Source organism: Paenibacillus sepulcri, from assembly GCF_042647105.1.
Lineage (GTDB): Bacteria > Bacillota > Bacilli > Paenibacillales > Paenibacillaceae > Paenibacillus_Z > Paenibacillus_Z sepulcri.
On record NZ_JBHRUP010000001.1, the window covers coordinates 2,068,264 to 2,090,265 of the forward strand.

The 22,002-nt window shown below is 52.5% G+C and carries 18 protein-coding genes; 6 read left to right on the top strand and 12 right to left on the bottom strand.

Annotated features, from left to right (window positions below):
• Positions 1-12: 12 nt before the first annotated feature.
• A complete protein-coding gene (citZ, locus tag ACFOLF_RS09090; RefSeq protein ID WP_210046899.1) occupies positions 13-1,128 on the bottom strand; it encodes a citrate synthase in 1,116 nt (371 codons plus the stop codon).
• A gap of 338 nt (positions 1,129-1,466) precedes the next feature.
• On the opposite strand from citZ, the gene ACFOLF_RS09095 reads away from it, so the two are divergent.
• Positions 1,467-2,996: a Ppx/GppA phosphatase family protein gene (locus ACFOLF_RS09095; RefSeq protein WP_210046898.1), complete on the top strand. Its 1,530-nt coding sequence runs from the start codon at positions 1,467-1,469 to the stop codon at positions 2,994-2,996.
• Here ACFOLF_RS09095 and ppk1 read toward each other — a convergent pair.
• On the bottom strand, positions 2,987-5,050 hold the full coding sequence (gene ppk1 / locus ACFOLF_RS09100) for a polyphosphate kinase 1 (protein ID WP_210046897.1): 2,064 nt from the start codon (positions 5,048-5,050) through the stop codon (positions 2,987-2,989). The two genes, ACFOLF_RS09095 and ppk1, sit on opposite strands and share 10 nt — an antisense overlap.
• A 248-nt stretch (positions 5,051-5,298) precedes the next feature.
• On the opposite strand from ppk1, the gene ytvI reads away from it, so the two are divergent.
• Entirely contained in the window at positions 5,299-6,408 is a 1,110-nt protein-coding gene (ytvI, locus tag ACFOLF_RS09105) for a sporulation integral membrane protein YtvI (protein WP_210046896.1), read from the top strand.
• 949 nt (positions 6,409-7,357) lie between these two features.
• Here ytvI and ACFOLF_RS09110 read toward each other — a convergent pair.
• The 8 genes from ACFOLF_RS09110 to ACFOLF_RS09145 all read right to left on the bottom strand — a co-directional run bounded on the left by ACFOLF_RS09110 (position 7,358) and on the right by ACFOLF_RS09145 (position 17,151).
• Positions 7,358-7,750 carry an FxsA family protein gene (locus ACFOLF_RS09110; RefSeq protein ID WP_210038533.1) on the bottom strand — a complete coding sequence of 131 codons (393 nt, stop codon included), beginning with the start codon at positions 7,748-7,750 and terminating at the stop codon, positions 7,358-7,360.
• Between the two features lies 1 nt (position 7,751).
• Positions 7,752-8,267, bottom strand: a complete 516-nt coding sequence (locus tag ACFOLF_RS09115; protein WP_379114101.1) for an acyl-CoA thioesterase — start codon at positions 8,265-8,267, stop codon at positions 7,752-7,754.
• A gap of 173 nt (positions 8,268-8,440) precedes the next feature.
• Positions 8,441-10,195 carry a pyruvate kinase gene (pyk, locus tag ACFOLF_RS09120; RefSeq protein ID WP_210038531.1) on the bottom strand — a complete coding sequence of 585 codons (1,755 nt, stop codon included), beginning with the start codon at positions 10,193-10,195 and terminating at the stop codon, positions 8,441-8,443.
• A gap of 104 nt (positions 10,196-10,299) precedes the next feature.
• Positions 10,300-11,310, bottom strand: a complete 1,011-nt coding sequence (locus tag ACFOLF_RS09125; protein WP_210038530.1) for an acetyl-CoA carboxylase carboxyltransferase subunit alpha — start codon at positions 11,308-11,310, stop codon at positions 10,300-10,302.
• A complete protein-coding gene (gene accD / locus ACFOLF_RS09130) occupies positions 11,300-12,172 on the bottom strand; it encodes an acetyl-CoA carboxylase, carboxyltransferase subunit beta (RefSeq protein ID WP_210038529.1) in 873 nt (290 codons plus the stop codon). The genes ACFOLF_RS09125 and accD overlap by 11 nt, the downstream gene beginning before the upstream one ends.
• A gap of 41 nt (positions 12,173-12,213) precedes the next feature.
• Positions 12,214-12,402 (bottom strand): glutamate decarboxylase, encoded by a 189-nt coding sequence (locus ACFOLF_RS09135; protein WP_188993185.1) that lies wholly within the window; start codon positions 12,400-12,402, stop codon positions 12,214-12,216.
• 332 nt (positions 12,403-12,734) lie between these two features.
• Positions 12,735-13,220 carry a phosphatidylglycerophosphatase A family protein gene (locus ACFOLF_RS09140; protein WP_210038528.1) on the bottom strand — a complete coding sequence of 162 codons (486 nt, stop codon included), beginning with the start codon at positions 13,218-13,220 and terminating at the stop codon, positions 12,735-12,737.
• A gap of 217 nt (positions 13,221-13,437) precedes the next feature.
• Positions 13,438-17,151 (bottom strand): DNA polymerase III subunit alpha, encoded by a 3,714-nt coding sequence (locus ACFOLF_RS09145; RefSeq protein WP_210038527.1) that lies wholly within the window; start codon positions 17,149-17,151, stop codon positions 13,438-13,440.
• 137 nt (positions 17,152-17,288) lie between these two features.
• On the opposite strand from ACFOLF_RS09145, the gene ACFOLF_RS09150 reads away from it, so the two are divergent.
• From ACFOLF_RS09150 to ACFOLF_RS09160, 3 genes are all read left to right on the top strand, one after another.
• Positions 17,289-17,615 (top strand): YtrH family sporulation protein, encoded by a 327-nt coding sequence (locus ACFOLF_RS09150; protein WP_210038526.1) that lies wholly within the window; start codon positions 17,289-17,291, stop codon positions 17,613-17,615.
• 3 nt (positions 17,616-17,618) lie between these two features.
• Positions 17,619-18,125 (top strand): hypothetical protein, encoded by a 507-nt coding sequence (locus tag ACFOLF_RS09155; RefSeq protein ID WP_210038525.1) that lies wholly within the window; start codon positions 17,619-17,621, stop codon positions 18,123-18,125.
• A gap of 134 nt (positions 18,126-18,259) precedes the next feature.
• Entirely contained in the window at positions 18,260-18,556 is a 297-nt protein-coding gene (locus ACFOLF_RS09160; protein WP_210038524.1) for a YtpI family protein, read from the top strand.
• Positions 18,557-18,589: 33 nt separating this feature from the next.
• Here ACFOLF_RS09160 and ACFOLF_RS09165 read toward each other — a convergent pair whose 3' ends face one another.
• On the bottom strand, positions 18,590-19,885 hold the full coding sequence (locus tag ACFOLF_RS09165; protein ID WP_210038573.1) for a DRTGG domain-containing protein: 1,296 nt from the start codon (positions 19,883-19,885) through the stop codon (positions 18,590-18,592).
• Between the two features lie 208 nt (positions 19,886-20,093).
• Between ACFOLF_RS09165 and ACFOLF_RS09170 the strand changes: the two genes are divergently transcribed.
• Complete coding sequence (locus ACFOLF_RS09170; RefSeq protein WP_210038523.1) at positions 20,094-21,446, top strand: sensor histidine kinase; 1,353 nt, start codon at positions 20,094-20,096, stop codon at positions 21,444-21,446.
• A gap of 115 nt (positions 21,447-21,561) precedes the next feature.
• Here ACFOLF_RS09170 and ACFOLF_RS09175 read toward each other — a convergent pair whose 3' ends face one another.
• On the bottom strand, positions 21,562-21,897 hold the full coding sequence (locus tag ACFOLF_RS09175) for a YlbF family regulator (protein ID WP_210038522.1): 336 nt from the start codon (positions 21,895-21,897) through the stop codon (positions 21,562-21,564).
• Between the last annotated feature and the right edge of the window lie 105 nt (positions 21,898-22,002).

A 22,002-nucleotide genomic window follows, 5' to 3' on the forward strand; every position in this document is an offset into this window, starting at 1 on the left:
GGCAGCTGATTTCTACTGACGCTGTGCAATCGGCGTCACTTTTTGATCAACCGGACCGACGTACTCGGCACGCGGGCGGATAAGACGGTTATTCTCATACTGCTCAAGAATATGCGCAGTCCATCCGGATACACGGCTGATCGCGAAGATCGGCGTGAACAGGTCCCGAGGGATTTTGAGCGATGTGTAAACCGAGGCGGAATAGAAATCAACATTAGGCTTGAGGCCTTTTTGACCCGTCACGATCTCTTCAATCTTGATGGACATTTCATACAAATCCATATTGCCTGTCAGCTTGCCAAGCTCGCGCGACATTTTTTGCAGATGCTTCGCACGCGGGTCGCCGTTCTTGTAGACGCGGTGGCCGAATCCCATGATTTTCTCTTTATTGGCGAGTTTCTGGTTGATCACGGCCTCTACATTAGCAGGGGTGCCGATTTCTTCCAGCATCACCATGACCGCTTCGTTCGCTCCTCCATGCAATGGACCCTTCAATGCGCCGATAGCGGAAGTAACGCCAGAATAGATGTCCGACAAGGTGGCAACCGTAACACGGGCGGCAAATGTGGATGCATTCAGCTCGTGATCGGCGTGAAGCACAAGTGCCTGATCCAGCGCCTTAACCGCTACCTCGTCCGGCTCTTGTCCTGTAAGCATGTATAGGAAATTGTGGGCAATCGATACGCCCGTTTTAGGAGCGACCGGCTCTTTGCCTTCACGAATACGGGCAAATGCAGCGACAACAGTTGGAAGCTGAGCCTGCAGTTTAACCGCTTTATGGATATTCGCTTCTTGTGACATGTCATTGGCGGATTCATCATACAATGCCAGACTGGAAATCGCCGTCCGTAAGCTGGCCATTGAATTAGCTTCCTTAGGATAAAGCTTGAGCTGATCTAGCACACCTGCCGGGATGGGCGCGTATTCTCCGAGCTGCTTTAACAACTCGTCCAGTTCCGGCTTCGTCGGCAATTTTCCATACCATAGCAGATAGGCCACTTCTTCAAAAGAAGCGTTAACCGCCAGGTCATCGATGTCTATACCGCGATAAGTCAATACGCCATCAATAATCGAGCTGATGGATGACGTAGTAGCGACGATCCCCTCTAGGCCTTTGGTTGCTGTCATTTTTTTCTCTCCTTTAACCTTGGTTTAATGATTCGTAAAATAACAAAAAATGGTTTCGATATCCGTATCGTCAAGTTAATCATATCGGATTTTGACGGGGAAGTGAACATAAACCGATATAAAAATGCTTTATCAGCGCCATCAAAAAAATTTTATACTTATTTGCCGCGTAATGCAACGACCATGCCCCTTGTGGCAAAAATGACATTTGATTTCCCGAAAACACCCCTTTGTGTAAAGCCCGGCAAATGTTAAACTATAGAGATGATTCGGGCACAACTATTCAAAGCATCAGACATAGCGGCAGGTACATAATTCTTGAAACCGGAGGCTCAATTATGACGGAACAACGCATCGGCATCATAGACTTGGGCTCCAATTCCATCCGGCTTGTCGTATACGAGCGGACGGCAGGAGGAGCGCACCGGGTTATTGACGGCAGCAAGCGGTCGGCGCGGCTCAGCGAGCAAATCGATGAAAATGGCGCACTGCCGGATTATGCGACGGATGAGCTGGTCGATACGATCAACCATTTCCGCCTGATTTGCGCGCATCACCGCACCGGCCACATCCGCGCGGTCGCAACAGCAGCTATCCGCAATGCGGCCAATCGGGAGCACATCCTCTTTCGCCTCGAGGCCGAGACCGGTCTGCCCGTTGAAATCATCACTGGCGTGCAGGAAGCCAGCTACGGCTTTCTCGGGATGATCAATTCCATGAATATCAATGACGGTTTTCTCATTGATATCGGGGGCGGCAGTACGGAAGTCTCCCTATTCAAGGACCGCACGCTGATGCAGGCAGTTTCTTTCCCATTTGGCTGCGTCAGCCTGACCAAGCGATTTACTCAAGGCGGACAGCTGCCGGATGACAGGCTGCAGGCTCTTGAGCATTTCATCGAGAAGGAAGTGCGCAGCGAGTCCTGGATCAGACATTCTCCTGGTCTTCCGCTTGTCGGCATAGGAGGTACCGTACGGGCTTTGGGCAAAGTGCATCAGGCGGTTACCCGCTACCCGTTCGAGAGCTTTCACAACTACTCCATGACCGATGAATCCACTGAGGATCTGTTCCATCTGCTTCGCGGACAGCCGCTGGATAAACGCAACAAAATACCGGGCTTGTCGAAGGACCGCGTTGACATAATTGTACCAGGCATCACCATTTTGCGTACGCTTTACAAGGTCATGGAGGCTTCCCATTATATAGTTTGCGGCTCCGGCTTGCGCGATGGATTGTTCTTCTCCACCCGCTTTCCCGAGCGCCCGAAGCTTGACAATGTACTCAGCTACAGTGTGAACAATCTCGCCGCTTTGCATCCGGAGGCGCCCAGGCAGCATATGGCGCAGGTAAACCGGACGGCCCTGCAGCTCTTTGATGCTATGCAGAGCAGATATTCGTTCCCGGAGCAGGCCCGTTCATGGCTGGATACAGCCTCCACTCTTTACAGAATCGGGGCAAGTATCGACTATTATGAGTATAACAAGCATACCTTTTATTTGATGGTTAATTCTCATATCAATGGCTTATCCCACCGGGAAACGCTGCTTTGCGCAGCCATTGCCTCCTACAAAAGCCGTAACCGCGTGCGGCAGCAGGCAGCTGTCTATAAACCGTTGGTCTCTGATGAGGATATCGCAATCATCAGCATGCTTGGTTCTCTCCTGCAGCTGGCCATTGCGCTGGACCGCAGCGAAACCCAGGCTATTGGCAGGCTTGCAATTGAACAAGCAGACGGCAAGCTCCATCTGCGGGCGGTTATGGCAGAGGGCTCCCTCATCGTCGAACGCAAGGAAGTTGATGCGCTGGCGGTTGATTTCAGAAAGCTTTGGGGCTGCTATCCCGTTCTTTACCCGCCCGATTACCGGTAGGTTTTCCATTTCTTAATATTTATCGCTTTGAACTGGCTGCGCATTGGCGGCAATTCATTGTTGACACGGGCATAAGAACCGTTAGGCAGCAGCTCACGGGCCTTCATGTTGTCGTTCAGGTTGAGCTGTAGAATATTGAACAGATTCCGGCGTAAACGGGCATCAAATACCGGGCACATGAGCTCAATCCGGCGCGTCAGATTACGGGTCATCCAATCGGCGCTGGACAAATAAATCTCTTCTTCACCGCCGTTGTGGAAATAAACAATGCGGGAGTGTTCGAGAAACCGGTCTACGATGCTGATCACCCTGATGTTCTCGCTCAGACCCGGCACACCTGGACGAAGGCAGCACACGCCCCGTACAATTAATTCTATTTTTACCCCCGCCTGGGAAGCCTCATACAGTTTATCAATCATTTCCTGATTGGATAAGCTGTTCATTTTGGCAATAATTCTGGCAGGCTTGCCGGCAGCGGCATGCCCCTTCTCTCTCTCAATCAGGGTGAACAGCTTCTGCTTGAGATCTGTGGGAGCCACGCCGAAGGCCTTCCACTCGTATGGCGAAGAATAACCGGTCACCTCGTTGAAAAGCGCCGATGCGTCTGCTCCGATTACCGGATGGGAAGTGAATAAACCGATATCGGTATACAATCTTGCTGTGTTTCCGTTATAGTTGCCTGTTCCCACATGGACATATCTCCGCAGCATCTGCTGCTCCCTGCGGACGACCAGCGTGATCTTGGCATGTGTTTTCAAGCCGACTAGACCATACACGACATGACAGCCCGCTTTTTCCAGCTGACGCGCCCAGGCGATATTCCGCTCCTCATCAAACCGCGCTTTCAGCTCAACCACCACCGTTACCTGCTTGCCTGCTTCCGCGGCCGCGGCTAGAGCTTGTACGAGGATTGATTGCCCGCTTACCCGGTACAACGTCATCTTGATAGCCAGCACATCCGGATCCTGCGCGGCTTCCGTCACAAAATCATCCACCGCTTCAAACGACTCATACGGGTGGTAAAGCAGAACATCCTCCTGGCGCAGCACGGAGAAGATATTGTCCGTTTCTTCAAATTCCTGCGGGTAAAGGGGCTCAATCTTCTCAAACCGCAGTGATTCGTAGCCGGGAAGCGAGCTTGCGAATTTCATCAAAAAGCTTAAATCAAGCGGCCCATCGATCTCGATGATATTGTCGCCCTGCTCAAGCTCCTCTTTCAGCATTTGCAGCGCATAGGGATGCATGCCCTTGCCGAATTCAAGGCGAACCGGAAGCCCCCAGCGGCGGCGGCGTATTTCCTTTTCAATCTCTTCCAGCAAATCTTCCGCCCCTTCTTCATTGAGGGTCAAATCCGCATTCCGGGTCAACCGGAATGGATGGACGGCGATGGTTTTGTATCCATAGAACAGCGTGCTGATATGCCTTTCAATCAGCTCTTCCAGAAAAACAAATTCCTTTTTCTTGCTGTTCGTTCTGCAGGGAACCGGCACAAGCCGCTGTAAAATGGAAGGAACCTGGATAATGGCAAAGAATGGCTCTTCCTCGGGCGGCATTTCCTCTTGTCCCAGCAATACGGCCAAATAAAGCTCTCTTGTATGTAACAGCGGGAAAGGCCTGCTCTGATCCACCGCCATTGGCGTCAGCACCGGAAACACAATTTCATGAAAATATTCATCCACGGCATGCAGCTGCATGGCGCTCAGCTCGTCCATCGTCCTGAACGTAATTCCTTCTTTATTCAGTCCCCGGAGGACCTCGCGATAGGCTTTGTATTGATCGGTCACCATCTGCGAGGCACGCCGCATCAGTCGTTTCCACAATCCATCGGGCGTATAGCCGGTAAAATCCTTCTTGGTATAGCCGGCCTTGATCTGGTCCTGGATCCCAGCCACGCGAACACTCATAAATTCATCCAGATTGCTGGACATAATAGCGAGAAATTTTGCCCGCTCCAGCAATGGATTGTTGGAATCCTGAGCCTCCTCCAGAACGCGGCGGTTAAACTCAATCCAGCTCAGATCACGATTGACATACGGGGACATTGACTTGTTCATTGCAAGACTCCTCCTGTAGAAAAAGCACGGTTAACCCCATTATGTGGGAGTTCTATTACGTTCATGTTAAGGGATTGTTAATGACACGTAAAGTGAAGGCATTTTTTTACGTTTTTTTGGTAAACCTTCCATCCCAATGCTACAATATTCAAAAGGGTTGCCGGTCCACCCGCATGGAGCGTGAATTTCACCTGTGAGAAAATGAACCGGCTTCGCACGTTTTTTGATTCTCAAAGGGAGGAACGTCCATGGATCGTGCGCTAGGAAGGCGGATTGGCCGCGGACTGTTTGTGGTCATCGGAATTGTTTTGCTTATCCTCGTCATAATTTATGTAACTCCGCTTGTTTATCCTTTCATTATCGGCTGGCTCCTTGCTTTTGCCATTAATCCACTTGTTAATATGATGCACCGAAAACTGAAAATTCCCCGCTGGATTGGCGTCACCTTGTCGCTTTTTATCGTGGTGCTGGCCCTGGTAACGATCGTATCCGCGCTTGTTACGCGCATTGTTGTGGAAATCATTCATCTATCGAAATCACTGGACAGCACGATCGAATGGTGGCGCAATGAATTTGAACGCGTCGTCGCCTCAACGGAAATTCAGGATTTGATCGAAAAGCTGAATGCCTTCTACCAGAACAATCCTAATTATCAGGAGACCATCAACTCCCGCATATCCGATACCGCCAATCTGCTCGCCAAAACCAGCTCCACCATTATCAGCACGATCCTCAACAGTATTGTGAACCTTATTTCGTCGCTTCCCAATGTGGCGACAATCACGGTTGTCGTGCTCCTCGCGGCTTTTTTTATTGGAAAAGACTGGTACCGTCATGTGGGCAAAATGTCCGGCTGGATTCCCGATGACATCCGCAAAACGACCTCTGTTGTTTGGAACGATCTGATCCGGGCCCTTTTCGGCTATCTGCGCGCCCAATTTATTATGATTTCCATTACTGCTGTCGTCGTTACCCTTGGCCTGCTTATTCTGAGAGTCGACTATGCCATTACCATTGGCATGCTGATTGGAATCGTCGATCTGCTTCCCTATCTTGGCGTTGGAGCAGCCATGGTGCCATGGATCGCCTACACGTTTATCTATGGCGATATTTCTCTCGGTATCGGACTATCGGTGCTGTATGGCGTCATCCTCGTGGTCCGTTCATCCGTCGAGCCCAAAGTGCTGGCAAAAAGCGTCGGACTGGATCCGCTTCCCACGCTTATTGCCATGTTCGTTGGTCTTAAGCTGTTCGGCATCGCGGGCTTGATCGCCGGTCCCGTGTCTCTTGTTATTCTGTCCACGATTCATCGTGCTAATGTTTTTCGGGATTTGTACCGGTTTGTTATGAGGAGGTAGTGCCCTCCCTAAATCCCTCCGGAGGAGGGACCCCAAAGGGCCGCCGGCCCTCTGGACACCCGGATTAGATAACGTTGGAGCTTGCCCTCCCTAAATCCCTCCGGAGGAGGGACTCCAAGGGCCGCCGGCCCTCTGGACACCCGGATTGGATAACGTTGGAGCTGCACAGAAACGCTCTGTAGTTACTGCCTGCTTGGATCGTTTTTCGTCCCTTGCGGGACACACTTGCCTGTTGGCGCACCCGGGGTGCCTGGTGGACTTCGTCCCTTAGTAACGTGAGTGTAACAGAGTCTACCTTCAGGTGACTGCTTGCTGGAGGCTTACTCCCTCCCTACATCCCTCCGAAGGAGGGACCCCAAGGGCCGCCGGCCCTCTGGACACCCGGATTGGATAACGTTGGAGCTGCACAGAAACGCTCTGTAGTTACTGCCTGCTTGGATCGTTTTTCGTCCCTTGCGGGACACACTTGCCTGTTGGCGCACCCGGGGTGCCTGGTGGACTTCGTCCCTGAGTAACGTGAGAGCAACAGAGTCTACCTTCAGGTGACTGCTTGCTGGAGGCTTACTCCCTCCCTACATCCCTCCGAAGGAGGGACTCCAAGGGCTCCCGGCCCTCTGGACACCCGGATTGAAAACGTTGGAGCTGCACAGAAACGCTCTGTAGTTACTGCCTGCTTGGATCGTTTTTCGTCCCTTGCGGGACACACTTGCCTGTTGGCGCACCCGGGGTGCCTGGTGGACTTCGTCCCTGAGTAACGTGAGAGCAACAGAGACAGCCTTCAGGTGACTGCCTGCTTGGTGGGAGCTTACTCCCACTCTAAATTCCTCCGGAGGAGGGACTCCAAGGACGCAGGCCCTCTGACACCCGGATTGGATAACGTTGGAGCTGCGCAGAAACGCTCTGTAGTTACTGCCTGCTTGGATCGTTTTTGTTTATTGAGATACTTTCTTTATTTTCTATGGATAGTTAATGCGCCGCCGCGGAGCTTGCGTTCCAGCCACCGGAGAATGGCCATGCGGTAGAATGGGCGGGTGAGCGGCAGCAGAAGCGTGATGCCTACAATATCTGTCAGGAAGCCCGGAAGCAGAAGCAGCACTCCACCAATCAGAATACAAAGACCGTTTAACATCGCATGGCCCGGAGGCTGACCCGCCTGCATCTGACGCTGCACATCCACCAGCGCTTTGCGCCCTTCCATTCTGGACAAATATGCTCCTGCAAATCCCGTTATTATAATCAACAGAAAAGTCAGCCACCCTCCAATCAAATGGCCCACCCTAATGATTCCCCATATTTCTATGGCCGGAATGATGATGATAGCAGCAATAATCCATTTTAACATTCTAATTCCCCTCTTCTTGATCAGTCCTGTCGCCGGATGCGGCAGCAAGCAGCTTATAAAGCTCCGGGAAAGCCTTGTCCAGCCTTGAAGGCCGCATATCCGCATTGACCCACACATGGCGCGTGCCGCCCCTTAGAAGCAGTTCTCCGGGCAGATCCGTCCCCTGCATGGTTTGCGTGACTGATGCATCCCCTTCCTTTATTCTGCGGACTTCTGAACGAAAGGATAGACGGACCGGTGAAAAGTTTTCAATGGTGGTACAGATCAGGACCAAGTCGTCATACCGCGCGGGCGCCACGTAACTGCATGTCAAATCCACTACCGGTAAAAGCATTCCCTGTTCTTCGATTTTTTTGTATGGATAACCGAAAAAACGGATCAGCTCGGTTCGTCCAATCTCCATCCATGTTACATAATTACTATGAAAAACAACGCCCATCTGATCGGTTTCCTGATATCTCACCCGAAGCGGATGCAAATGCCACAGCTTGTCCGGTCGGTTCTCTGTCAATGTAATCATGTAATCACAACCTTTTTTACGTTGTTGAACTGCAAAAGGTAACAATTATCGAATGATCGCTGCAGGCCAAGCATAGGCCCAGTTTAACCTTTCTTCCAGTTAAACAAAAGCGATGGTGCCTGCGCACCATCGCTTTTTCTTTAAGTTCCTATATATAACAGATTTTAAATTTACAGCACCTTCGCCTGACCGGAGTAAATTACGCCTACCTCGGCATAGACGGTTACTTCCATGCCATCATGCAGCGTCTCCAGAGCATTATGGACACCAAGAATTACCGGAAGTCCAAGGTTGAGGGCCACGATGGCCGCATGGCTGGTTACGCCGCCTTGCTCGGTAATGACAGCTGCCGCTTTCTGGATGGCAGGCATATATTCCTTATCCGTCGAAACGGTGACCAAAATGGAGCCTTCTGTCGTTTTGGCGATCGCCTCCTGTGGTGTGCGCGCCGTAACGACTTTACCGGTTGCGCTCTGGCTGCCGATTCCTTGTCCTCTGGCCAGCAGCTCGCCAACCGTATGGATTTTGATCAGGTTCGTGGAGCCGGAACGTCCTACCGGCACACCGGCCGTAATGACGACCGTATCGCCCAGCTTAACCAGCCCGGAATCGATTCCGCCGCGAACGGCGATATCGAACATGCCGTCAGTCGTTGTGGCGGGAGTTCCTTTGACAGGGATGATGCCCCAAGTGAGCGATAAGCGCCTCAGCACCTGCTCAATAGGCGTAACGGCAATAATCGGTGATTTCGGACGATATTTGGATACCATTCTTGCCGTATAGCCGCTCTCCGTCGAGGTAATGATCGCTTTGGCATTCAAGTCCAGCGCCGCATTGGCCACAGCCTGGCTGATCGCCTCTGTAACGGTTGTTTGCTGTGCATTAGCCTGTTTGGTGAACATTTCGCGATGATCCAGCGCCGATTCCGCACGAACGGCAATGCGGGCCATCGTTTGCACCGACTCTACCGGATATTTGCCTGCTGCCGTTTCACCCGAGAGCATGATCGCATCCGTGCCGTCAAAGATCGCATTGGCCACGTCGCTTGCTTCCGCGCGCGTCGGACGCGGATTGCGCTGCATCGAATCCAGCATTTGCGTAGCGGTAATAACCGGTTTGCCTGCGCGGTTGCATTTGAAAATCATATCTTTTTGAACGAGCGGCACTTCTTCAGCCGGAATCTCGACACCAAGGTCTCCACGCGCCACCATCAGGCCGTCGGATACTTCGAGGATCTCGTCCAGGTTGTCAACGCCCTGCTGATTTTCGATTTTGGAAATGATCTGAATATGGCTGGCATTATGGCGCTCCAGCAGCTCGCGAATCTCCAGCACATCGCTTGCTTTACGCACAAATGATGCCGCAATGAAGTCTACATTCTGTTCGATTCCAAAAATGATGTCATTGGCATCTTTCTCCGTTATGCCCGGCAATGAAATGTGAACGCCTGGAACATTGACGCCTTTCTTGCTTTTGATGGAGCCGCTGTTGACAACCCGGCATTGAATCTCCGTGCCATGTACGCCTTCAACCGTCAATCCGATCAAACCGTCATCGATAAGTATTGTCGAGCCTATATGGACATCGGAAGGCAAGTCCGCATAGGTTACGGGAATACGATTGCGGTCGCCTAGAATCTCCTCGGTCGTCAGGGTGATGGTATCATCCTGATTAAGCTCAATCGGTTCCTCTTTCAATTTGCCCAGCCGAATTTCCGGACCTTTCGTGTCCAGCAGAATCGCAACTGTAGCCCCAAGCTCCTGACAAGCCTGGCGGATATTTTTGATACGGTTTCCGTGCTCTTCAAAATCTCCATGGGAGAAATTAAGACGGGCTACGTTCATTCCTGCATTGATAAGCTTCTTGGTGTTTTCCAGTGATTCGCTGGAAGGGCCGATCGTACAAACGATTTTTGTTTTACGCATAAGTAAATTCCATCCTCCGTATAATCCATTTGCTTTATTTTAGAAATATCGGTATCTGACCACCGATGTTATACATAATTTACACATTTTTATTATTAAGCCCCTCAGATCTGGGCAGATTCCACCGTTTCAACCTTTGTTTCCAAGTCCGGTTCGGACGTACGCTCCTGATATTGCCCGATTCTGCGGAATTTCTCATAACGATCATCAATCAGCTGCTCGGCAGTCAAGCTGCTAAGCTCCTGCAAATGCCGCGTAACCGCGTCTTTAATAAATTCGGACTGTGCATGCAGATCACGATGCGCACCGCCCTGCGGCTCAGGGATAATCTCTTCCACAATGCCGAACCCGACCAGGTCATCGGCTGTGATCTTCATCACCGATGCCGCTTCATCCGCTCTCGCCGCATCCTTCCAAAGAATGGATGCGGCGCCGTTAGGCGAGATAACGGAATAAATGGCATTCTCGAGCATCAGCACGCGATTGCCGACTCCCAACGCCAGCGCTCCGCCGCTTCCGCCTTCACCAATCACGACACAAATGATCGGTACGCCGAACGTCGCCATCTCGCGCAGGTTGCGGGCAATCGCTTCGGATTGGCCGCGTTCCTCGGCGGTATTGCCGGGATAAGCGCCCTTCGTATCAATGAAGGTTATGATCGGACGGCGGAATTTGTTGGCCTGCTGCATAAGGCGCAGCGCTTTGCGGAAGCCTTCGGGATGCGGACTGCCAAAGAAACGGGCAATGTTGTCCTTCGTATCCTTGCCGCGCTGGTGGCCGATAACTGTAACCGGTATGCCGCCCAGCTTGGCCAGCCCGCCGACAATAGCCAGATCGTCTGCAAACAGGCGGTCACCGTGAAGCTCCATAAAATCGGTGAAGATCGCCTGTATGTAATCAAGCGACGTCGGGCGCTGATGATGCCGGGCCAGATGCATTTTTTGTGCCGGAGTAAGCTCGCTGTAGAGATCCTCCTGAAGCTTGGCGCAGCGCTCCTCCAGACGGGAGATTTCCTCGCTGAAATCAATTCCCGAATCGATGCCGATTTTCTTCAGCTCATCGATCTTCTTGCGCAGCTCGCTCAGCGGCTTCTCAAATGGCAAATCAACCGCCATGGGTGTCCCCCCCTTTAACAGCATGCATATCAAGCAGCTTGCTCAGCGTCGATTTCATATCCTTGCGGTGCACGACTTTATCGAGCTGACCGTGCTGAAGGTTGAACTCCGCCGTCTGAAAATTATCAGGCAGCTTCTGCCGAATGGTCTGCTCAATGACGACCCGGCCGGCAAATCCGACAAGCGCGCCGGGCTCGGCCAAATTGAAGTCGCCAAGCATGGCAAAGCTTGCAGACACCCCGCCTGTCGTGGGATCGGTCATAACGGAAATATAAAGACCGCCGTCTCCCTGGAATTTGGCCAATGCCGCACTTGTCTTGGCCATCTGCATCAAGCTCAATATGCTCTCCTGCATCCGGGCTCCGCTGGACGTGGAGAAAATGATAACAGGCAGCTTCTTCGCATGGGCTTGTTCGATCGCGCGGGTGATTTTCTCACCGACAACCGAACCCATACTGCCTGCGAAGAAATCAAAGCTCATACAGGCAACGACGACGGGGAATCCGCCAATCGTGCCTTCGCCGGTAACAACGGCATCCCGCAGTCCGGAGCTTTTCTTCTGCGCCTCAAGCTTGCTCGCGTAGCCGGGAAAGCCCAGCGGATCGACCGACTCCAGCTCGGCGTCGAATTCCGTCAGCTTGCCTTCATCCAGCGTGATCGCGATACGCTCCCAGGCGTTCAGGCGGAAATGATGGCCGCAGCTTTGGCATACTTTGAAATTCTTCTCGATTTCTTTATTGAACTGAATGTTTCCGCATTTAGGGCATTTGGACATCAGACCTTCGGGAATGTCCGGTTTGGTACGCTGCCCGCCAGATGGGATTGTTGCATATTTTCTTTTATGAAATAAGTCCTTGAACACAGATTACACCTCTTTGGGGGCGCAGTAGTTTATGTTATCGCTCACGAGTTCAAAATATTGTTTAACATTTCCTGCACTTCTTCCAGTTCTCCGGACGGGACCAAGATTTCGTATTGTTGTTTGGACACGTTAATCGGTCGGATCTTTACGAGAAACCCTTCCTGCGTCAGCCGGTTTTTGATGCTCTCCGCAATTTTTGCCGTAGGCGCGATATAGATAACCGTCCACATGAAGGAACCTCCTGAACTTGGGTAAGAAGAATATCTGGCAACGTTTTCCGGCGATGTCAGGTTTCTTCCCTCAAAAAATCATGGGTTAAGCAAATTTGCAAACTCGAAACCTATTCAATCCGTTAAATCCATCTTCGCCAAAACATGCACCTGCGCAATCCCTGCTCTATTATCCTGCTTCTATACGCTGGCCTAGCGCATCATTCACTTGGTAATACCACGTCACCTGGGCATATGATCTCATAATGATAGCATATGTTTAGTTTTCACCGCAACGGCGCTTCGGGGGAAGCTGTTCCCCCGTGCCTCAATTCCTGTAAATTTCATTGCGGTCATGGAATATCATACCGGTTGGCTTTGGTGTCCTGGTGGGCGATTCGGGCCGATGCAGCCGCAGCCAGGCCAGCGACAAGATCATCGAGAAACACATGAATGCCGTGGCCTTTCTCATTGAGCTTCTTGATAATTCCAGGCTTTACTTTGTCCAGATAGCCAAAGCTGGTCAACCCGATCATCCCGTAAACATTGGTAATGCCAAGAGCCAGCGTTTCGTCAACGCCATAGAGCGATTCATCCGCTTCCATAATGGCCTGCAGCGGCTCCGGCAGGAGACCGCGCTCTGCCAGCTCATCCAATGCAATGCCCGTAAACAGCACATACTGCACCTCGCGCTTGGACAGCACCGTCTCCACGCTTTCTTCGCATTCCTGAATGGTCAGCTGCGGGTTGTACGGACTTTGCAGGGACAGAACAATTTCTGCAATGTCCATTGTGGATACGCCTCGTTTAAGCAGCCATTTTTCCATATCGGATGACATTGATGATCCCCCCGCGGTCAGCTTGTACGAAATGCAGCAACGGCCGCCTGGCCAGAACAGGCGTGTATTCCCTGCGTCGTCAAGCAGCTAAATAGGTGCTTCGCGCCACGGGCATTCATCATGCGTCGAGCAAACCAGCGAAGCTCCATGTCTCCTAAATGTATGCGGGCGGAAAATAACATGTGCATGAATTTCTTAAAGAAGATTGCAGCCCCTTTTACTTCACGACTGCCGAGCCTCTGCCAAAAAGCGATTCAATTTGCGTGAGCAGCTGCGGAGAAGGCTTCACCCGGTAGGAGGCGCTCAAGGCAACCGTCTTCTGCTCGCGTTCATAGAACAGGACGGTTTCGAGCGGTCCCGAACTGCCCGCGAGCAGCGACTTGAGCCGCTCAAGCGCATCGGGCGCCTCGCGTCCTGACGCTATCTTGATATACACCCGCTGCTGCTTCTTCTCAGCAGCCTGCACTGCCGGACGCCCGACGGAACTGCCTGCCGATCCGCCTCTTGCAGAATCCGTCCGCGGTTCCCTGCCAGCGGATGCGCCTGAAGGAGTTGCCGGCTTCGCCGAAGCGAAATTCGCGGACGCCTTCGTCGTGTTCGCCGCGGGTGGCGTCTGGCCCCCCCCGGTTCTCGTCAAGGGTGCAGTGCGCGGCGCCGCATTGGAGTTGCCGCGGGATGATTTGGCGCGCCCCTGGCCCTCCAGCCGCTGGACCTGTCCGGCCAACTCTCCATCCGTATGGCCTTCAAGCGGAATCATATCCTCCACAATCAGCTTAAAATCATCATCCTGATGCTGCACGGTCGCCAGCATAATCACAAGGCCGCCCGGGCTGATTTGCTGGGCATACCGCTTCCACGAGGTGGGGAAGACGACCGCTTCCACCCGCATAATCCGGTCCTCTATTTCCAAAAAAGCCATTGCCTGACCCTTGCGGGTTGTAAACGGCTTGACAGACACAATCATGCCCGCGATCAGGGCGCTTCCGCCTTCGGGGGCTTCCGCAAGCTCCACAAGCCGGTCAAGCGGAAGCGTCGACAGCTGCTGCTCATAATCATCAAGGGGGTGGCCGGACAAATACAGTCCCAGCAGCTCCCGCTCAAAAGCCAGCAGCTGACCGGTTGTAAACGGCTGTACCTGGGGCATTTCCACATCCCAGTTCTGGACCTCGTCAAAGCCGAACAGCTCGATCTGCAGCTCTTCCCGCTCCTTGCGCCATTTGAGCGCCGCCTCAACGGTCTCATCAAGAGCAGCTACCAGCTGCGCTCTATGGTCGGCAAGACTGTCGCAGGCTCCGGCCTGAATCAGAGATTCCAGCACCCGCTTGTTGACGACGCGAAGGTCGACGCGTCGGCAAAGGTCGAGCAGGCTGTCGAAGGGACGGTCGGCACGCTCCTTCAGCAGCGATTCGATCGCCTGCGTTCCGACATTCTTGATCGCGGCAAGACCGAAGCGGATCGCTTGGCCCACCGGCGTGAAGCTGACATGGCTTTCATTGACATCGGGAGTGAGCACCTCGATCCCCATCCGACGGCTCTCATCGACGTATTCCGCCGTTTTCCGCAGATTTCCCGTTACGGAAGCCAGCATGGCCGCCATGAAAATGACCGGGTAGTTGGCTTTCAACCACGCGGTCTGAAAGGCCAGCACGCCATAGGCCGCCGCATGGGCGCGCGGAAATCCATAATCCGCGAAACGGACAATCATATCGTAGACAAGATTCGCTTCTTCAGTCGTATAGCGCTGCTTCAAGCTGCCCTCGACAAAATGCGCCCGCTGTTCGTCCAGCACCTCCCGCTTCTTCTTGGAAACAGCGCGCCGCAGCAGATCGGCTTCTCCAAGGGAAAAACCGGCCATGGATGAGGCGATTTGCATGATTTGCTCCTGATAGACAATAATGCCGTACGTATCGGCCAGTATCGGCTCCAAGTCCGGATGCGGATACTCCACCATAATCGCACCGTGCTTGCCTTGTATATATTTAGGGATAAATTCCATGGGTCCCGGGCGGTAAAGCGCCACAACGGATACAATATCTTCAAATTCCGTCGGTTTCAGATCACGCAGTACACGTCTGACGCCGGAGGACTCCAGTTGAAAGATGCCTGTCGTCTCGCCGCGCGTCAGCATCGCATAGGTAGCAGGATCGTTATCCGGAATAAATCGGAAATCCACCGTAATGCCATGCTGGAGCTTAACCCAATTCAGGGCGCGCTCGAGAATCGACAAGGTACGCAGGCCAAGAAAATCCATTTTCAGCAGGCCGATAGCTTCCAGATGCTCCATCGAATACTGCGTCAGCGCCGCCTGCTCGCTTCCCGCCTGCAGCGGTACATAATGCGTCAGCGGCTCCCCCGATATCACGACCCCTGCCGCATGGGTGGAAGCATGGCGAGGCATGCCTTCGACCTTCATAGCCATCTGCAGCAGCGCCTCCGTCTTGGGCTGCCGCTCGCTGGCTTCCCGCAGCTCGGGGCTGATGCGGAGCGCTTCGGCGAGCGTTACGCCCAACTGATGGGGAATCAGCTTCGCGGCGCGGTCCACCTCGGCGAACGGCACCGCCATCGCGCGTCCGACATCGCGGACCGCCGCCTTCGCGGCCATGGTACCGAAGGTAATAATTTGCGCAACATGATCTTCGCCGTATTTCGCCGACACGTAGCCAATTACTTCATCCCGGCGCTCATCATTGAAATCGATGTCGATGTCGGGCATTGAAATCCGCTCGGGATTGAGAAACCGCTCGAACAGCAGCTTGTATTTCAGCGGATCCACATCCGTAATCCGCAGGGTATAGGCAACCAGACTCCCTGCAGAGGAGCCGCGGCCAGGGCCGGTGCGGATGCCTTGCTCATGGGAAAAGCGGATAAAGTCCCATACGATAAGGAAATAATCGCTGAAGCCCATGCTGTCAATAACGGAGAGCTCATAGGCAAGACGATCTTCCGCCCGCTTCCGGTATTCGGGATCGGTTTCCCACCGGGGCTGCGCATTATAACGCGTTTCCAGACCTTCCGAGCACAGCAGGGACAAGTACGAGGCCGAAGTCATCCCTTCCGGGATGGGACTGAAGGAAGGCAGAAGCGCCCGGCCGAATGTCAGCTCCAGCTTGCATTTATCGGCGATATCCAATGTCCGCGCAACTGCCCCTGGCGCCTGGCGGAACAGAGAATCCATCTCGTCGCCGCTCTTGAGGTACATCTGATTGGTCAGCATTTTCATCCGGTCGGTATCTTCCGTTGTCTTGCCGGTTCCGATGCAAATCAGCACATCCTGAACGGCTGCGTCCTCCGGAAGAATATAATGAACATCATTGGTCGCAACCAGCGGAATGCCTGTTGTCTTCGACAAGGCGAGCATTTCCTGAACCACTTTCTTCTGATCAAGCATGCCGTGATCCTGCAGCTCCAGATAAAAATCATCGCCGAATATATCCCGGTAGCGAAGCGCCGATTTCATCGCCTGCTCCGGACGGTCATGGAGCAAATGCTGCGATACCTCCCCGTTCAGACAGGAGCTCAGACAAACCAGCCCCTGCGAATATTTCGCCAGTGATTCCAGATCCACCCTCGGTTTATAATGAAATCCTTCCAGATGGGCGATCGATGTCAGCTTCATCAAATTGCGGTAGCCTGTTTCATTCTTCGCCAGCAGGATCAGATGGTAGGTCGGATTATCCTTGCGCGCGCCTTTCTCAAAGCGCGAGCCTGTGGTCAGATAGACCTCGCAGCCGATAATGGGCTGAATTCCCTGCTCCCTGCAGGCTTTATAGAATGGAATGGCGCCGTACATGACCCCGTGATCGGTCAATGCCAGCGCCTTCATGCCGAGCTCTTTGGCCCGTCTAACCAGATCCCGAATCCGAGCCGCACCATCCAGAAGGCTGTATTCGCTATGAACGTGTAAATGTACAAAGTTCGTTTCGCCGCTCATCGCCATCTATTCCTTCCCGTTAGTCGATGCATCATTTTATATCATTTTATCATATTGAAGGCGTGCACGCCCATACAATGAAGTAGGGGGGACGAGCGTTCCTCCCGAATCCGCCAGAGGCAGGTGTAACGTCAACGATGAATCCTCTATTAGCGAAAGCCATCATAGATTTCTTTATCGCTTTCGGCGTTGTATTCGGCGGCTCGATGCTGGCGGGCATCGGGTCTGTCTTCGTCCTCATGCCGCCCGCCGCGATCATGCTGAAAACCGCCTCCCAGCTTAAAATATGGGCCCTGGTTGCTGCCGTTGGAGGCTCCATCGATCCGCTCCGTGTAATTGAGAGCAATTTTATGGAGGGCCATCTTTCGCCGGTCGCCCAGCAAATCGCTTTTATTATGTGCGGTTTTCTCGGCGCTCACCTGGGAACCGAGCTTATCAGATGGATGTGCAGAGGGGCGGTCTAAGGCATGAGAGTCCCCCCATTCGAGCGTTATGCCAGATTCTCGCAGGGGGCTGCCCTGCTTGTTGTCGGAGCGATTATCGGAGCGGCCGTATATCAATCGATTTTTTTTACGAGCTTCAATTCTTTAAAGAATGTAACGATGGAGATGGAAGATAAGCTGCAGCAATACGAGGATGATATTAAAAGACTCAATCAATTCAAGGACCAGCATACCGTTATCAAAAGCATTCAGCCCGTTCTCGAGGAAGCGAGGGAAAAGCCGGTTTCCCCGCCGCTGGATGAATTAACGAAAAACGAACTGAAAAAACGGATCAAGGAGGATCTTAGCGTCTTGATCGGACGAAGCATCTATGATATTGACTCCGATGCCAAGCTGGCCCGCCTGCTGCTCGAAAGCAAGGTCTATATGGATGTCCACGGAAGCAATTTTCGGGTTGGGATCAAAACCATGCTCGTTGTCGATAATGTGCTGCGGGTTTGGTTCGTGCCCGTGAAGCTCACACCCGGATAGAATTTCATATGCCCGGAACTTTGTTAAAACTCTTCATCAAATCCGGGGGCTCGCACATTTCGCAAGCACTGTTTGCTTATGATACAATGGGGCTACTATTCTATCGTTTTTAAAAGGAGCTGCTTAAACCCGTTATGGTTGCTACCCTGCATTGGCTGTTGCTTGCTTTGATTGTATTAACCTCCGTGCTTTCCGTCACCTTCAGCTTCAAATCACGCCGGTCAGCCGACCCGCGGACAAGAGGGATGAACGCCGCACGCACCAATATCTGCATGGGGATCATGCTCGTACTGATTGCCTTATTCTTCATGCTGGCTTACAGCGGCTCCACGATCAAGGTGGTGTTCGGCGCGCTGTTTATCGTGCTCGGGCTGTTCAATCTGTTTGCCGGTCTGCGCAATCACAGCGTCTACCGCTCGATGAAGTCCTGACGGATTGAACGGCTTCAACTTAAAAAAGTCCATTCAGTACGGATCAATCAGCTGTACCGTCAGCATAGCCTTTGCGGCCAGACCGCCCGGATCATCCACTTCCACTTCAAGCTTAGCGCTTTTACGGCTTAATTCCAGCAAGCGGGGAACGATCACAACCTCGCTCTCAAGCTGAACCGGACGGACAAAATAGCTCGTCATACTCTCGATCACATGATCATGCTTGCCAAGCTCGCGGATAAGACTGCGGGCCGCCTGCGTCATGAGCGTGACGAGCACGCCTTCGGAAATGGTTCCAAGCGACCCCGACATCTGCGGAGTAATTCTCCCCTTGCAGCTCCAGTCCCCTCCCGGCCCCTTCAGCAGCTTCTCGAACCCGGCGCCGATCAGATCGTCAAAGGTATCTCCAGACTCCTGCTGTTTCCCGGTGTACCTCATGGCCTCCAGCACCTCGCTGCGGCTGATCGCGGCCAGCAGCTTGCGGTTCTTGTCGACTATCGGCAGCAGATCAATGCTCTCCGCCGCCATCGTATGCGCTGCGGATGCGATCGGGATATTCGGCGCGGCCGTTATCGGGCTGCGCGACATCAGCTTGTCCACCAATTGCGTATCCATGGCCCCCTCTGCATCTTTAGCCGTCATCATGCCCACTACGCGACCGCGTTCATCCAGTACGGGAAAACGGGAGCCTCTTGTCCGTTTGGACAGGCGGTAGAAATCCGCAGCCGTTTCGCCAAGGCGCATCGTCACGACCGGCCTGCTGTAGGTGACGATATCCTCGACCAGCATGACTTTCTGCCGGATAAGCCGGTCAAACATCGCCCGATTGATCATGGACGCGACGGTGAACGTATCATGCTTGGAAGAAATGATGGGCAATCCGAGCTTGTTGGCCAGCTGGGTGACTTCATCGCTGGTGCCGAAGCCGCCCGTGATCAGAACGCCGGCGCCCTGCTCCAGAGCGATCCTGTGGGCTCCTTCCCGATTGCCGACGATCAGCAGGCTGCCGGTATCGATATAACGGATCATGGCAGCCAGCTCCATCGCCCCGATGACCAGCTTGTGCAGCGTTTTATCAAGTCCCGCCGCGCCCCCGAACAGCTCGCCTTCCACAATTTCCGCGACTTCGCCAAAGGTGATCCTGTTCTGCGCGCCTCTTCTTTTACGCTCAATCCGAACCGTTCCGATTCTCTCTTTGGTATTGACCAGACCCAGCGTCTCCGCTTCCTTGATCGCTTTGTAGGCTGTACCTTCACTGACAAACAGATCATCCGCCATCCTGCGCACGGATAGCTTGGTACCTACTTTCAATTGTTCAATATAGTGCATAAGCCGCTCATGCTTCGTCGGCGTGTCCTGCCCTTTTTCCCCGGAAGTCACCTGTGCTGCCCCCTCTCCGGTGCTAATATAATAATAGATGTTTCCATTTTAACAAAAAAGCTAGTAAAGTAGAGCATGGATAATCTGCAACTACAGGCAAGGCGAGTCCTGCAGCATGCTGTCACCATCTGATTTATGTAGCGAAGGAGTCTTTCTTATGCCGGTATCTTGGGAACCTATATTGTCCATGCTTGAACAGCTGATTGCCCTCACGATTCCCCAGGCTTTCTTTTATACATGGTTCGGCTTTATGTGGCTTGGCATCATTCCCAGGAACGTTGTGAGACGGCTGCTGCTCTTCAGCATACTGAGCTCGGTATATATCGATGCCGCTTATTATATTTTGCCGAAGTGGGCCAATTTAATTAATACCTCCATCGGTTTTTATTTCTGGTTCTCACTCTTCTACAAGGAAATCAAGACGCGCTCCAAAATCTTGATGCTGGTGATGTTTAATATTGTTGCTTTTTTGCACCAGCTCGTTCTGGTTTGGGTTTCCAGCTACTTTGGCGGCATGGACAGCGTTACCGACAGCTCGTTCGGTTTCATGGTGATGTTCTTCGGCCCTTCCTTTGTCATCCTTGCCCTATTGACAGTTTTGATGCAGAAGAAGCAGATTCACCCGGGAAAGCATCTGCTGCCTTTTCTCATTCACGCCCGGTCCAAGCCTTTTTTGAGTCTGATTGTGCTGTTTATGGTAGAGACATGTTTATTCGGGCTGGTCTTCTTTCCTCCTCTGATGGAAAAAGGAGACATCAAGCAGCATCAAATCTGGGCCTTCCTGGCTTTCCTTGTTTTTTTCGCCATTAATTTTGTGTTGATCAGGCTCTTCGCACGTATCCGGAAAGAAGCCATTCATACGACACAGGAAGCTTACATCGGCGATCTCATCCAAATGTTCACCTCCATCCGCGGCCAGCGCCATGACTTCATCAATCATGTCCAGGTCATGTACGCCATGCTGTCGATGAAGAAATATGACCAGCTGCGAAGCTATATGGAAGACATGGTCAAGGAAATCCAGTCTATGACTCTGGCAACCAACGACCTGCCTTCACCGGCGCTGGCCGCGCTCATTCAAGCCAAGATGACAATTGCAGAGAGCAATCACATTCAATTTTCCTATCAGATTCCCGAAACCCCCTTGACCTTCCGGGCTGTTTCCAGCATTGATTTTGTACGAATTATCGGAAATCTGGTCGATAATGCCTTTGATGAAGTAATGAAGCTGCCGGAAACCGAGCGTGAAGTTATCCTGGAGCTGTTTACCAATGATCAGCAGCTGTATATAACGGTAACCAACCGCAAGCATACCTTGTCGGAGGAAGAGATGAAGCGGATACTGGAGCCGGGCTACACAACAAAAAAAGGAAACCACTCCGGCCTTGGCCTGTCCATTGTCATGGAACGCTGCTCCCATTATAAGGGGAAGCTTTCGGTGGAATCGGATCTTGAACGCGGCGTTGTCTTCACGATCAAGCTGCCGCTTCATAATGTGCGCGCCAGTTGATTTCCACAAGGAAGCCCAAGGAATGACACGTAGCAACAAACATTGAATGCCAGCCTATATGCAAATAAAGCCCGAAATCGGCTTCAATCACCGGCATCGGGCTTTATTGCTGCTTCTATTCCATGATTTCGCGAAGCGATTCTGTAACGATCCTGGTCACATCGTCGAACACAATGCTGAATTGTCTTTCCGCATCAAAGGCGCGCTGCAGCAGCGGGTTTTGCGTAACCACTTCATACAGCTTATCCATCATTTCCACATCTGCGGGCGAAGGCTGTTCACCGGCCGCCATTTTTTGCTGCAATCCTGCCTGCTTCTCGCGAAAATCGTCCATCATCCGCTTGGCATCGGGATTGCTCCGCGCTTCCTTCAGTGCAGCATGCAATTCCTTGGCTTCTTCGCTATCTTTCAACGCCCGTGTAAGCTCATGCGCTTGGTCATATACATTCATGTTACATAACGCCTCCTTCAATATGATTGCTCTTGACAGCATGTTATTGAAACATATCCCTATATCCTATATACCCCGGTACAGGAAGTCAAGTCCCGCCCCTTA